Genomic DNA, 12,677 nt, shown 5'->3' with positions numbered 1-12,677 from the left:
ATGCGTAAGGAATGGCTTTGGATAGGCATCGCAGGCGTGCTGTTATCAGCATGTACCAGTCAGCCTCCGGCACCCCAGCAACAGGTGCAACAGACGTACAACGGCCCGGTTGAAGAGATTGGCGGGGCAGAACCGCGCTATGAACCCTTTAATCCTAATTTTAATCAGGATTATAAAGCCAATGGCCAGTCTTACAGCATTATTAAAGATCCACAAAACTTCACTCAGGTGGGTCTTGCCGCTTGGTATGGCGAAGAAGCTAACGGCAATACAACCGCCACTGGCGAAACGTTCGATCCTAATGCATTGACCGCCGCCCACCCTACTTTGCCCATTCCAAGTTATGTGCGCGTCACCAATGTCAGTAATGGCCGCCAGATTGTGGTGCGCGTGAATGACCGTGGCCCGTATACCCCTGGGCGAGTAATTGATTTATCCAAAGCGGCCGCTGATCGCCTGAATATTTCGAATAACACCAAAGTGAAAATTGATTTTATCAATGTCGCACCTGATGGCTCGCTGTCAGGCCCAGGTATGGTCGGTACCACCATTGCCAAGCAAAGTTATGCCTTACCAAGTCGCCCGGACTTGACCTCCAGCGGGATGGGGACGCCAGTGCAACAGGATGCCCCCGTAGTAAGTGCGCCAGTGCGCCCTATCGCTAACAGTAATTTGTCTGGTGCGGATGCCACTCAACCGGTCGCGCCACAAAGTAGCGGCTTCCTGCGGGCATCGACCCCGGTACCGGCTGGCGTGTTGGAAAGCTCAGAACCTGCCGTGGATTCTGTATCCACTCAGGGTGCAGGGCCGGTGACACCACCGGTTGTTGCCAACCCCGGTCCCGTGACCTCATCAGTAGCTACAACAGGTGCTGCGACCTCTGGTGGTTATGTGGTTCAGGTCGGTGCGTTGAGTGATGCTCAACGGGCGCAAACCTGGCAGCAAAGCCTGAGCCAACGTTTTGGGGTACCGGGTAAAGTAGACACCAATGGTAGCGTGCATCGTGTCCAACTTGGGCCATTCAGTAGCCGCCAACAAGCCGTAGAGCTGCAACAGCGCCTATCGAGCGAAGCTCAGCAGCAATCATTTGTGGTCGCGGCGCCTTAAAACATACATACCTTGTAGCAATTTAAGGTCTGTCAGATAAAAATAACCGTAACCCCCTGTGCAAACAGGATGTTACGGTGAAACCAATAAACGCCACACAGGTGTATAGCCAAATTTATTGGCGTTGCAGCAAGGCCGCAAATGAATGCATCCCGATGAGCATGTGATTCGGATGAGTGAGTGCCGCTAACGCCGCTACAACGTTAAGTAAGTAAGGGTATGGTATAGTGTGGCACTTTCTTAACTTACTCCCACGGATGTTGTTGTCCTGATCATGAAATATGTAACTACTTCTCGCATTATCAAGAGCCTGGCGCTCAGCACTGTTATTGTTATGAGCACAGCGTCTGCTGCAAACGCTGATGACGTCAATCTGAAAACCATGATCCCCGGCGTGCCACAGATCGACTCCGAAGCGTATGTGCTGATTGATTACAACTCCGGCAAAGTATTGGCAGAAATGAATGCTGATGCGCGTCGTAATCCGGCCAGCTTGACCAAAATGATGACCAGTTATGTTATCGGCCAAGCAATCAAAGCAGGCAAAATCGGGCCAGAAGATATGGTTACCGTGGGGAAAGATGCCTGGGCAACCGGCAATCCAGAATTCAAAGGCTCTTCGTTGATGTTTTTGAAACCCGGTGACCGTGTACCGGTTTCTAAACTGACTCGGGGTATCAATCTGCAATCCGGTAATGACGCCTGTGTCGCGATGGCTGATTATGTTGCTGGCAGCCAGGACTCATTCGTCAACCTGATGAACAACTACGTTAAAGCACTGGGCCTGCAAAATACCCAGTTCAAAACAGTTCACGGTTTAGATGCTGAAGGCCAGTACAGCTCTGCGCGCGATATGGCGCTGATTGGTCAAGCACTGATTCGCGATGTACCGGATGAGTATGCCATTTATAAAGAGAAAGAATTCACCTTCAACAATATCCGTCAGATGAACCGTAACGGTTTACTGTGGGATACCAGTTTGAATGTTGATGGTATTAAAACCGGTCATACCGATGCTGCTGGCTACAATCTGGTGGCCTCCGCTACCGATGGTCAAATGCGTTTGATCTCAGCCGTGCTGGGCGGTCACACCTATAAAGGTCGTGAAACCGAGAGTAAAAAATTACTGACCTGGGGCTTCCGTTTCTTTGAAACTGTCGCACCATTGAAAGTGGGTAAAGAGTTTGCGTCAGAGCCAGTCTGGTTCGGCGACAGTGACCGGGTGCAGTTGGGTGTTGATAAAGACGTCTACCTGACTATTCCACGTGGCCGTATGAAAGACCTGAAAGCCAGCTATGTACTGAATACCCCAGAGATTCATGCGCCACTGGCGAAGAATCAGGTTGTTGGCATGATTAACTTCCAGTTAGATGGCAAAACTATTGATCAGCGCCCATTAGTGGTGATGAATGAAGTTAAAGAAGGCGGATTCTTTAGCCGCATGGTGGACTACATCAAACTGATGTTCCACCGCTGGTTCGGTTAGTTGGCGGGCTTGAAAATCAGCAGACTATCCCCATATTATAAATAATCTGAAACTCCCGCCCCGGCGGGAGTTATAATTTTAAGGTCGGATAATTTTTTCTTTATCCTGGCACCTATCCGGCAGTAATCTGTCCGTCAACACCCCAGGAGCGCACATGAAAACTAAACTGAACGAACTGCTTGAGTTCCCTTGTTCTTTTACCTACAAGGTAATGGGCATTGCAGAACCACAGTTGGTAAACCAGGTGGTAGAAGTGGTACAGCGCCATGCTCCGGGTGATTATACCCCGCAGGTAAAACCGAGCAGCAAAGGCAACTTTCACTCCGTCTCCATCACCATTACAGCCACCCATATTGATCAAGTGGAAATCCTGTATAAAGAGCTGGCCGACCTTGAACTGGTGCGAATGGTACTGTAGTTAAGACCATATAGTTAAGACCATATAGTTAGGAGCATCGAGTTAAGTCCATATTGCCTACGAGCAAGATACCTAATTTGTACCAAGCCCGCCTTATTATGGCCCGGAGCGGTTATTCACGCTCTGGGCCTTATTTTACCTTTTAACCCCATGGTTGAACCGCAAACCTGCTTTTTTAAATGTCAAAATAGTAGCCCCACACCGCTGGGCTGGTATACTGACGCCACCATTTCTGTAACCAGATGATGCCTCGCTTGCAACAACACAAGATCATTTTACGAAAGCTAGGGCTACAACCCTATGCCCCCGTATCTCAAGCTATGCATAATTTCACTGAGTTCCGTACTGACGCCACTCCAGATGAAATCTGGCTGGTTGAGCATCAGCACGTTTTCACTCAAGGTCAGGCGGGGAAAGCCGAACATGTACTGATGCCCGGTGATATTCCGGTTATCCAAAGCGATAGAGGTGGTCAGGTCACCTATCATGGCCCCGGCCAGCAAGTCATGTATGTCATGATTGACCTCAAGCGTGCCAAAATTGGTGTGCGGCAATTGGTTACCGCGATTGAGAATACCGTGATTCAGACATTGGCTCATTTTGCTATTGATTCACAAGCCCGCCCAGATGCCCCCGGTGTCTATGTCGGCCAGCAGAAAATATGCTCGTTGGGATTACGCATCCGTAGAGGTTGCTCGTTTCACGGGCTGGCCTTGAATATCGATATGGACCTGGAGCCGTTCCAACGCATAAACCCATGCGGTTATGCTGGCATGCAAATGACCCAAGTCAGTGCCTTAAAAACAGGGACAACTGTTGCTGATATCCAGCCAATCTTGGTGCGCGAATTTACCCGCCAATTGGGCTATCCGCAAGCGGAGCAGCAGCCATGGTCACTGGCAGACTATTCATCATCTGACGTATCCTAAGTTAGCCAATTGAAATCGTGGATGCCCTGACTCTTTTAATATAACCCACGTAATTGGGGGCTGAATAGGATAGGGTAATGATGATATAATTTTTAAACAATTTTCAAAAAATTTTTAACGCAAGCCATATCACGTTGAATTTAATGAAAAATCTCAAATTGAGAGATTCAGAACTGGAACCTGTACGATTATGAGTAAACCGATTCAGATGGAACGTGGCGTAAAATACCGCGACGCAGATAAAATGGCGTTAATCCCGATAAAAACCGTGGTTACCGAACGTCAGGAACTGTTACGTAAACCCGAATGGATGAAAATCAAGCTACCCGCTGACTCCAGCCGCATTCAGGGTATCAAGGCAGCAATGCGTAAAAACGGTCTGCACTCGGTTTGCGAAGAGGCATCCTGCCCTAACTTGTCAGAGTGCTTCAACCACGGAACAGCGACCTTTATGATCCTCGGCGCAATTTGTACCCGCCGCTGCCCATTCTGTGACGTTGCCCATGGTCGTCCGGTTACACCTGATGCCAATGAGCCAGAAAAGCTGGCTCAAACAATCAAAGATATGGGATTGCGCTATGTGGTTATCACCTCGGTTGACCGTGATGACTTACGCGATGGTGGCGCTCAACATTTTGCAGATTGTATCGCAGCCATTCGAGCCAAAAATCCGACCATAAAAATTGAAACATTGGTGCCTGACTTCCGTGGCCGTATGGATCGCGCGTTAGATATTTTGACTGTCACCCCACCGGATGTGTTTAACCATAATCTGGAAAACGTACCACGGGTGTATCGCCAAGTGCGACCTGGGGCTAACTATGAGTGGTCGCTTAAATTACTTGAGCGCTTTAAAGAGGCTCATCCTGATATTCCGACTAAATCAGGTTTGATGGTTGGCTTGGGAGAAACCAATGCCGAAATCGTTGAGGTTATGCATGATCTGCGCCGCCATGGAGTAACCATGCTGACGCTGGGGCAATATTTGCAACCAAGCCGCCACCATTTACCCGTACAGCGCTACGTCAGCCCGGCTGAGTTTGACGAAATGAAAGCAGAAGCTATGGCAATGGGCTTTACCCACGCTGCTTGTGGCCCGTTTGTTCGCTCTTCTTATCATGCCGATCTGCAAGCAAAAGGGTTGGAAGTAAAATAAATAAATTGGCCTGATGAGACTTTTAGGCCAATTTTATGAAATATTTAGTTACACCTTAAATGCCAGACAAACAAAAACGGATTTCCATTGGAGATCCGTTTTCTGTTATCAGACATAATAAGTTTGCTGATAATAGCTAAGCTAAAAAATTTTCATGCTGCCGCTTTCACCGGAATACCGGTTATCTCGAGCGAGGGCAATCAGTCCTTATGCTCAATTGGCGGTGCTGTTTTGGTTTCAACGGCCGTTTTAGCTTCAGCAACAGGCGTCGCCGCAGGTGCATCATCATTACCCATAGCCTTTTTAAAGCCTTTCAGGGCAGCCCCCAGATCCGCGCCCAACGTGCGCAATTTGCTGGTTCCAAACAACAACACAATCAATATGCCGACTACCAACAATTTGGTAATACTGATACCTTCCATACTCACCTTCTTGATTAGCTCTGTTCATTAAACAATGAATATATCCTTCTTACTGGATATTGCGCCAATGTGGGCACATCTCACGCCCTGAATCATTCACATGAGTCAGAATGGTGGGATTCACTCGCGAGCGACAACGCCAATGACGTTGGATATTGTTAAATAATGGCCTATTTACGAATAAATTACCGATTAAAACAACAGTAATATGTAACAGATTTCGTTAGTGAACTATGATTACTCAGAGTCTATTATCACTTATTTTGACTCATTCCGGATGAGACATTGCCGTTAACATCCCCCCAAAGCAAAAAGAAAGAGGGAGCCGCCAATTGCCTTATTCAAGTAGAATAAACACCCGTCGGTCAGGGTTAAGTTTTGCTAAAAGAACTTATTTACCTCGAGCATTTGGCTTAGGTGTAGGTATGTTTTGTGTAGGCTCGGTGCTCTACACACAGCATTCCCCATTATGGTTATGGCTGATGCTAGCTATTAATGGGTTGATATGGCCACATATTGCATTCTTGCTGGCGTTGCGGTCTGAACAACCGTTTGAGCAAGAAATAATCAACATGAAAATAGACTCTGCGTTGGGTGGCGTCTGGGTGGCAATAATGTCGTTCAATGCTTTGCCATCCATTGTTATTCTATCCATGATGAGTATGAATAATATTGCTTCCGGGGGTAAGAACATTTTTTGCAAAGGTTTAGCCTTGCAAATCTCCTGTAGTTTATTGACCGCATGGATATTTAACTTGCCCTTTGAGCCTGAAACTTCCCCCATTCAGGTTTATGCTTGTTTGCCGATGATAATTATCTACCCTTCCCTACTCGGATTAGTTACCTATCGAACTGCCAAGCGTTTGGCCGAAAACAAAGAAGAGCTATTACGTATTAGTGTAAGAGATGGGTTAACTGGTTTGTATAACCGCAGACATTGGGAACACCAGTTACATAATCAATTTGACAGTTGCCGGCGCTATCAGCACGGCGCAACACTCATTTTACTTGATATTGATAACTTCAAAGCCATAAATGACACCTTTGGCCATGCTGTCGGCGATGAAGCCATTACGGTTCTTGCTGAGGAGTTATTATTAGGGCTGCGAGCCATTGATATTGTCGGTCGCTATGGTGGCGACGAGTTCGGTGCTATTTTGCCCAATACCACCGCCGAACAAACCCGCGAAGTATTAACGCGAATTCAAGAAAAACTGGCTGAATTAGCCTTTACGCAAGCCCCCACGCTGCAACTTAGAGTAAGTGCTGGCATTGCTGATTACAGGCACGACATGATTAATTATCAGCAATGGTTGAAAGCGGCTGACTCCGCACTGTACCAGGCAAAAGATAATGGTCGTAATCGTATTGAGCTGGCCAGTTAAAAACTATTCCCAATAGATTTCATGATGTAAAAAGTCAGTGTATTATTGATTCGCAAGCTCTGGAGATGACATTCCTCCATAACCGCCCTTCAAGGCTGATGATGTCTACGTAACCTTTTCATTAAGGTGCGTAGTATTGCGCCTAAGCCTTTCTGAAAAGCCCATTAATAATGACCAACTACCCCGCACTATGGGTATCCATAATGAAAGGTATTTATGTTTAATACATTACTCGCAGTATTTATTGGTGGTGGCGTGGGCAGCGTTGCTCGCTGGCTGGTCAGTATGAAGCTAAACAGCTTATCACCCCATGTCCCCGTGGGAACACTGCTGGTAAACCTGATAGGTGCTTTTATCATTGGTCTGACATTAGCGCTGTTTACCCGCATTGCACATATTGATCCCGTATGGAAGCTTCTGATTACGACAGGTTTTTGTGGTGGTCTAACGACATTTTCCACCTTCTCTGTGGAAGTGGTTTATCTCATTCAGGAAGGTAAGCTGGCATGGGCGGCGGGGACTGTTTTACTTAATCTGGCCGGGTCACTTGCGATGACGATGCTGGCCTTTATATTGGTCAATCATTTCGCGGGGCAATAATAGCGAGTAACTATAAATAGTTTAACTTTCCGGGTAGTCCATTATATTGCCCGGAAACGCGCAAGATAAAGAAAGTCGCGGGTCGGGTGGTATCGTCTTAATGTTTTCTTAATCTACGAACCGGATAATCATTTGCCAGAGAACAGTTAGCCGATGGTGGTGACTGATGTGCTGGATAACACTATGTTTGGATTACCGAAAAAACGGGCTGAGTGGCTAACAGTTATTTTTTGCCTGGTCATCACCGTGATGTTTCTCAAAGCCTATCTGTTCTAACCTTGGTGTGTTACTTCTCTCAATTCTGCTTTGTTGATTGTAAAACAACGAGTTGTGTCGTGTCGTTCAACAAAAGCACTCTTTTTACCTTATTGGTAATACCCATAAAAAACCCGCCTATAGAGGCGGGTTTTAACAAATATGGGCTACTTAGATAGCGATAACATTAGCAGCAGATGGGCCTTTGGCACCGTTCGTGATTTCAAATTCTACACGCTGGCCTTCAGCAAGAGTTTTGAAACCATTGCTAGCGATGGCTGAGAAATGAACGAAAACGTCCTTGCTGCCATCTTCTGGGGTAATGAAGCCGAAACCTTTGGACTCATTGAACCACTTAACGCTACCTTTAATCTTAGACATCAAACTTACCTTTACGTGAATGTTGGACACAAATAGTGTGTCAACTACAGTACAGCAATAGAACCGTTTTTTGTCCACAGCCGAGATCACAAAAAGAAGAGAAAAAGTGAAAAACGCCGTTTTTTGGCTCTGTTTCTAGCACAGAAAACCACATTTTTTTGCTTTTGTAGTTCACCATTATGGCGCTGATAAGCGCCTCAGCGAACTGACAGGCTGTATCTGAACGCTATTCACCTGTATTATACTTAGCCATTGGATACGCTAATATGAGATGCATGATGAACGGTAGAATAACAACTTTTTTTGAAGATAAAGGCTTTGGTTTTATCACCGATGAGAACGGAGATAACCGTTATTTTCACGTTATTAAAGTTGCTAATCCCGAGATGATCAAAAAAGGGGCCGAGGTTACCTTTGAGCCAACAACCAATACCAAAGGGTTGTCGGCATTTGCGGTAAAAGTAGCAATTGAGAGTAAATACATATTCATTGCTAACGAGAGAATCAAACTCACCAGCATCAAGTCATTCAATACTTTTACTAAAGAAGTCCCTGCACAGGCCGAGGTAGACAAAGCTAATACTATACTTTCAGTAAATTTACTGATGAACAAAATCCGGCCGCAGGAAGAAGATATTTCAGAAAAAACCGTGCCATTGAAAATGTTATCGATAACGACATTCCAGAATGTAACTTATACATTTTCTGAACATGAGGTTGATATCGAGAGTACGGTTGCTAAATTGAAGAGTATTTAATACTGATTCTATTTTTCTTGAAACTAGGGGATATCAGCACCCTCAAGCAGCCCCAAATGCCTTTGGGGCTGTCCGGTCTACCCGGAGAGTTAGATGCTGGCATCCCTGCCCGCTAACGCAAGAACATCCCTTTGATATCCTCTGGTGTTGACGCTAGAAATAATAAAAAATCAGATTATTTTCATTAACTACTTGAACATAAACATTTTAATCAACTCAACGTCAGTACGAGCACCTAGCTTCTTCATAGCAGAACGTTTTTGTCCGCTAACTGTCTTCTCACTTTTCTTCAAAATTCTGGCGATATCACCGCCTGAAAAACCTTCATTAAATAGTTTCAACACAATATTTTCATTTGGCGTCAAATATTGCCGCTCTGATGATGCCAGCCCCAACACCTTAGTAACTTTACGTTCGACCAGATTCTCTTTAAGTCCGCGCAGTTTTCGTTTAAATACCGAGGTAATCTTGTTGATTACTGTATCAACCGAATCTTCTCTGAAAATCATGGTTACATTGCTGAATCTGGGAATACCTTGTAAAAAGCTATTCAGTCTGGCATCACAAATCAAAAAAACATCTGCTTCAGAAGGAGCCTTATCCAAACGTTTCAGCGCTTCGAAAAAGCTGAATTCATCAACACCAATAAAAATCACATCTGCTGAATAAAATGCTTTTCGATAGAATTTAATCTCTTTTTTAAAACCTAACGATGCAAATATTTTTTTTACGACAGTTACCATACCCAGTGTTTGATATTTATCGTTATCGACTATCATACAGCTTATCATATTGGCCACACCCGTTAGCGCTTCAGCACCCCATGAATGGTTAATTCATATCTGTTTGCAATGAATTAAATATTATTACAAATCAAATAGATAACACAATATACTTTCCTACTTGTTAGTAGAACATAGGGGAAAGGAGAGCGATATAGGATGTCAACACCGGAGGGTGTAGGAAACGTCTGTTTCTCTGTGGAATATTTCCTTATTTTTTATTTTTGTTTCAGTTTGCCAAACGTGACAGCATTCAGATTGTATGCAAAAATGTAAAAATATTTAGTAGTCTGAATAGGAAGGTTCTGATGCAAACCATACACCCTATGAAGCTGCATCTCTCATTTAACCTTATTTTAAGTCAAACTACTTTATGAGAAACGTCGGTTTACATGCCCTAAAAACGTTAAGCTGCTTTTCTGCCGTTACTTTCTACTCTGCAAGTAAAACCTGTACTGACCAGTGTTTTTTAGGCGGCGAAGTAATGAGTGTTCTGTACTTTTTATCGATTATTGCTACCCCATTATTTTTCATGATCATCGGTTATATCGACTCTAATGATGAGATAGATCAAAAGGATATCCTCAGTAAATTAAAATCTATAATAACGATTATTATCTTTTGGAACGTCCTTTTCTATTTTATCAATGAGGATGGCTTCAAACGAGGGTATTTCCTGCAAAGTTGGCTTTTGTTCAGCATTGCCATTATTTATCTGCTTAACCCGCTAATCTCGAAGGTTTTGAAAAGTAACAGAACGGCCATCATAACCCTTTCGTGCCTGGTTATTTTCTCGATTACGATCGATCTGATCAGCGCCTTCACTGAAAGGCCATATTTAATTGATTTCCCACAATATTTTAGATTATGGACTTGGGTTTTCTATTATATAACCGGTAGGTTCCTCTGCTCAAAGATGTGCCAGAAAATAACCAAGTTACCGAGAGTGCGTCTCATCGCTAAAGTGCTGCTGCTGCCAACAGCAATCTCAATGTATTTTTACGAAAGCTTTATGTCGATACATGTATATAAAACAGTGAATGCAGGTTATTTCCTTGATAACTTACACGTTTTAATACTAAGTTTATGTTTATTTGTCATATTTGATAACTTTGACACTAAACACCAATGGATAAAGAAAACATTGGCCTATATCAGCCCCTCAATGATCGGGGTGTATATACTGCATGATGGAATTTTCTATTTCATTGCCAGTGCATATAACTTATCCGACGTCACGCTGAGATTTACGTTACTACTGTCAGTATTTGCTGCTTCGGTATTATTGTCGCGTATTCTATTACTCAATAAGTACACATCCCGCTTTATCTCATTTTAATTGCTATCGGCTGGCCGACCAAGCGTGATAATAGGCCAGCCAGAGCTTTTGATTATGCCTGGTTGCATCTCGTCTTGAGGTCGTTAAGAAGGTAGCAGTGGGGTTGATCGGCTACTGGATTTGAATCACGGTTAGCGTATTGCCAAATACCGCACCGGTATCGATATAAAGCTGATTTTTAAATAGTGAGGGTTTCACCAGCGGTGTATGGCCGAAGATAAATTTATCTGCCCCTACAATTTCGTGGTTTTCCCCTTTCATCGATGCGTTAAGACGCTTACGGTTCCAGAGCACTAATTGCTCACTAACAGCTTTGCCGTAGACATATTCATCTGAAGGATAATCAGCATGAGCAACAACATATTTCGCCTGGTCAGTGTTAACCTCAATAATTAAAGGTAATTGTTCTGCCCGCCTAATGAGTTGTTCTACCAGATGTTTATTACTTACATCTAGTAAAAAAAACCATCGCCCACCATTTGCTATCCAAGTGTCAACCTCTCCACCCGCTAACACATCAATTGCCATCTGTTCATGATTACCACGCACCGCATAAAACCAGTGGCTATTAAGCAGTTCGTAACATTCAATATTCTGTAAACCCCGATCAGCCAAGTCTCCGACAGAGACCAGTAAATCAGTCGAACGCTCAAACTGAACACGTTCCAAGGCATCCATCAGTTTTTTATAGCAGCCATGAATATCTCCAACCACGAAGATACGTTGGTATTCGCTGCCGTCTATTTTATGGTACATAACAGGCTCCACAGTCAGTGTATGGCCTGTATTAACCTTAGCTTACTTGAATGTTTTTTGAGCAGTAAATATCTCTATTTTCTGTGGTTCAAGCCGTTACCGCCAACGGGCTGGCACTTATTTCAGTGATTACCAATGAAAGTCTTGAGGAAATTGCGTTGGCTGCAAGAAGTGAGGTAACTGCTCTTTTTAAAGCATCGAGTGTGATCCTCGCCACCAGGCAGGCGTAATCACCGATTTGCTTGGTGAGAATGGCATATCATGATCGAATAAGCCGCCCTTAGGCGGCTTATTTAGCATTGAGGCACTGTTACAAAGGCCGGTATATGCCCCTGTAATGCGCTAATCTTTCGTGGAAATAGTCTCGTTCGTCCAACGAAAGGTTGGCCTCAACTTCATCAACATCAATGTTCTTCTTTTGGCTTTCCATAAAAGCAACCGTGGATGCCACAAAGTCCAGGCTGGTATGGCAATATTCAGAAACCAGTTTCTCTAGTGCTGACATTTCACACCCCCTACTTCGCTACCACACAAATATAATTAACACAAATCATCACATCAACACCGTGAACAAGATCACTAAAAATGACATGCGTATGTTTACTTCAATTGAAACTATCTATCACTATTTTTGGCAGCACAGGTAATACCATACTTAAATAGCATCGCTGGGGTGACAGCGATGCTATCCACAGATCAATTTTTCGCAGGGATCATTTCTCATATTGAACTGCACATCAGTGTCTTTTAAGCTATTTTCCGTTATCTTGTTGGATTAACCTCAAAACAAAAACAGACCACAGAATCGGAGCAGGAATGAGAAAGACAACCATGATTATGATAGCCATTGCACTGGCGGTATTCGCTTATACCTACTTTACCGGGGCGTAGCCATCATCCAAC

At 44.2% G+C, this 12,677-nt stretch carries 14 protein-coding genes, 1 pseudogene and 1 riboswitch; of the genes and pseudogenes, 10 read left to right on the top strand and 5 right to left on the bottom strand.

Features of this window, described 5'->3' with window-relative positions; all coding sequences use genetic code 11:
- The 5 genes from rlpA (at window position 1) to lipA (ending at window position 5,096) form a co-directional block, all read left to right on the top strand.
- Window positions 1-1,107, top strand: coding sequence for an endolytic peptidoglycan transglycosylase RlpA (gene rlpA, locus Q2T71_RS05040; RefSeq protein ID WP_372558325.1), 1,107 nt, complete (start codon window positions 1-3; stop codon window positions 1,105-1,107).
- Window positions 1,108-1,381: 274 nt separating this feature from the next.
- The gene (dacA, locus tag Q2T71_RS05035; protein ID WP_083159682.1) at window positions 1,382-2,593 is read left to right on the top strand and encodes a D-alanyl-D-alanine carboxypeptidase DacA; all 1,212 of its coding nucleotides are present in this window, start codon (window positions 1,382-1,384) and stop codon (window positions 2,591-2,593) included.
- A 154-nt stretch (window positions 2,594-2,747) separates the two neighbouring features.
- Window positions 2,748-3,011 carry a DUF493 family protein YbeD gene (gene ybeD / locus Q2T71_RS05030; RefSeq protein WP_032905731.1) on the top strand — a complete coding sequence of 88 codons (264 nt, stop codon included), beginning with the start codon at window positions 2,748-2,750 and terminating at the stop codon, window positions 3,009-3,011.
- A gap of 242 nt (window positions 3,012-3,253) precedes the next feature.
- Window positions 3,254-3,940, top strand: a complete 687-nt coding sequence (gene lipB / locus Q2T71_RS05025) for a lipoyl(octanoyl) transferase LipB (protein WP_372558324.1) — start codon at window positions 3,254-3,256, stop codon at window positions 3,938-3,940.
- Window positions 3,941-4,130: 190 nt separating this feature from the next.
- Complete coding sequence (lipA, locus tag Q2T71_RS05020) at window positions 4,131-5,096, top strand: lipoyl synthase (protein ID WP_083159686.1); 966 nt, start codon at window positions 4,131-4,133, stop codon at window positions 5,094-5,096.
- Window positions 5,097-5,296: 200 nt separating this feature from the next.
- Here the strand turns inward: lipA and tatA are convergent, their stop codons facing one another.
- Entirely contained in the window at window positions 5,297-5,518 is a 222-nt protein-coding gene (gene tatA / locus Q2T71_RS05015) for a Sec-independent protein translocase subunit TatA (protein ID WP_372558323.1), read from the bottom strand.
- Window positions 5,519-5,850: 332 nt separating this feature from the next.
- Between tatA and Q2T71_RS05010 the strand changes: the two genes are divergently transcribed.
- Window positions 5,851-6,903: a diguanylate cyclase gene (locus Q2T71_RS05010; RefSeq protein ID WP_083159690.1), complete on the top strand. Its 1,053-nt coding sequence runs from the start codon at window positions 5,851-5,853 to the stop codon at window positions 6,901-6,903.
- A gap of 52 nt (window positions 6,904-6,955) precedes the next feature.
- Window positions 6,956-7,018: riboswitch (Fluoride riboswitch) on the top strand.
- Between the two features lie 101 nt (window positions 7,019-7,119).
- Window positions 7,120-7,503, top strand: a complete 384-nt coding sequence (crcB, locus tag Q2T71_RS05005) for a fluoride efflux transporter CrcB (protein WP_083159692.1) — start codon at window positions 7,120-7,122, stop codon at window positions 7,501-7,503.
- A 426-nt stretch (window positions 7,504-7,929) separates the two neighbouring features.
- On the opposite strand, the gene cspE is transcribed toward crcB, so the two are convergent.
- The gene (gene cspE / locus Q2T71_RS05000; RefSeq protein WP_002210315.1) at window positions 7,930-8,139 is read right to left on the bottom strand and encodes a transcription antiterminator/RNA stability regulator CspE; all 210 of its coding nucleotides are present in this window, start codon (window positions 8,137-8,139) and stop codon (window positions 7,930-7,932) included.
- Between the two features lie 278 nt (window positions 8,140-8,417).
- Between cspE and Q2T71_RS04995 the strand changes: the two genes are divergently transcribed.
- On the top strand, window positions 8,418-8,897 hold the full coding sequence (locus Q2T71_RS04995) for a cold-shock protein (RefSeq protein ID WP_083159694.1): 480 nt from the start codon (window positions 8,418-8,420) through the stop codon (window positions 8,895-8,897).
- 188 nt (window positions 8,898-9,085) lie between these two features.
- On the opposite strand, the gene Q2T71_RS04990 is transcribed toward Q2T71_RS04995, so the two are convergent.
- Window positions 9,086-9,676, bottom strand: coding sequence for a LuxR family transcriptional regulator (locus tag Q2T71_RS04990; protein ID WP_102970450.1), 591 nt, complete (start codon window positions 9,674-9,676; stop codon window positions 9,086-9,088).
- Between the two features lie 376 nt (window positions 9,677-10,052).
- Between Q2T71_RS04990 and Q2T71_RS04985 the strand changes: the two genes are divergently transcribed.
- Complete coding sequence (locus Q2T71_RS04985) at window positions 10,053-11,018, top strand: acyltransferase (protein ID WP_372558322.1); 966 nt, start codon at window positions 10,053-10,055, stop codon at window positions 11,016-11,018.
- A 111-nt stretch (window positions 11,019-11,129) separates the two neighbouring features.
- Here Q2T71_RS04985 and Q2T71_RS04980 read toward each other — a convergent pair whose 3' ends face one another.
- Window positions 11,130-11,774 (bottom strand): metallophosphoesterase, encoded by a 645-nt coding sequence (locus Q2T71_RS04980; RefSeq protein WP_372558321.1) that lies wholly within the window; start codon window positions 11,772-11,774, stop codon window positions 11,130-11,132.
- An 80-nt stretch (window positions 11,775-11,854) separates the two neighbouring features.
- On the opposite strand from Q2T71_RS04980, the pseudogene Q2T71_RS04975 reads away from it, so the two are divergent.
- Window positions 11,855-12,004 (top strand): annotated as a pseudogene (locus tag Q2T71_RS04975) (TOBE domain-containing protein); the annotation flags it as partial.
- Between the two features lie 80 nt (window positions 12,005-12,084).
- On the opposite strand, the gene Q2T71_RS04970 reads toward Q2T71_RS04975, so the two are convergent.
- The gene (locus Q2T71_RS04970) at window positions 12,085-12,279 is read right to left on the bottom strand and encodes a glycogen synthase (RefSeq protein WP_372558320.1); all 195 of its coding nucleotides are present in this window, start codon (window positions 12,277-12,279) and stop codon (window positions 12,085-12,087) included.
- Window positions 12,280-12,677: the final 398 nt, after the last annotated feature.

This window comes from Yersinia sp. 1652 StPb PI, from assembly GCF_041538345.1.
Classification (GTDB): domain Bacteria; phylum Pseudomonadota; class Gammaproteobacteria; order Enterobacterales; family Enterobacteriaceae; genus Yersinia; species Yersinia enterocolitica_E.
The sequence above is the reverse complement of the archived record's forward strand: the minus strand, read 5'-3'. Positions and strand labels throughout refer to the sequence as shown.

What these genes read in the sequence shown, in the direction of transcription:
- rlpA (WP_372558325.1), top strand. Translation starts at nt 1, where the DNA reads ATGCGTAAGGAATGGCTTTGGATAGGCATCGCAGGCGTGCTGTTATCA.
- Q2T71_RS04990 (WP_102970450.1), bottom strand. Translation starts at nt 9,676, where the DNA reads ATGATAGTCGATAACGATAAATATCAAACACTGGGTATGGTAACTGTC.
- ybeD (WP_032905731.1), top strand. Translation starts at nt 2,748, where the DNA reads ATGAAAACTAAACTGAACGAACTGCTTGAGTTCCCTTGTTCTTTTACC.
- crcB (WP_083159692.1), top strand. Translation starts at nt 7,120, where the DNA reads ATGTTTAATACATTACTCGCAGTATTTATTGGTGGTGGCGTGGGCAGC.
- Q2T71_RS04970 (WP_372558320.1), bottom strand. Translation starts at nt 12,279, where the DNA reads ATGTCAGCACTAGAGAAACTGGTTTCTGAATATTGCCATACCAGCCTG.
- cspE (WP_002210315.1), bottom strand. Translation starts at nt 8,139, where the DNA reads ATGTCTAAGATTAAAGGTAGCGTTAAGTGGTTCAATGAGTCCAAAGGT.
- Q2T71_RS04980 (WP_372558321.1), bottom strand. Translation starts at nt 11,774, where the DNA reads ATGTACCATAAAATAGACGGCAGCGAATACCAACGTATCTTCGTGGTT.
- lipB (WP_372558324.1), top strand. Translation starts at nt 3,254, where the DNA reads ATGATGCCTCGCTTGCAACAACACAAGATCATTTTACGAAAGCTAGGG.
- dacA (WP_083159682.1), top strand. Translation starts at nt 1,382, where the DNA reads ATGAAATATGTAACTACTTCTCGCATTATCAAGAGCCTGGCGCTCAGC.
- tatA (WP_372558323.1), bottom strand. Translation starts at nt 5,518, where the DNA reads ATGGAAGGTATCAGTATTACCAAATTGTTGGTAGTCGGCATATTGATT.
- lipA (WP_083159686.1), top strand. Translation starts at nt 4,131, where the DNA reads ATGAGTAAACCGATTCAGATGGAACGTGGCGTAAAATACCGCGACGCA.
- Q2T71_RS04995 (WP_083159694.1), top strand. Translation starts at nt 8,418, where the DNA reads ATGAACGGTAGAATAACAACTTTTTTTGAAGATAAAGGCTTTGGTTTT.
- Q2T71_RS04985 (WP_372558322.1), top strand. Translation starts at nt 10,053, where the DNA reads ATGAGAAACGTCGGTTTACATGCCCTAAAAACGTTAAGCTGCTTTTCT.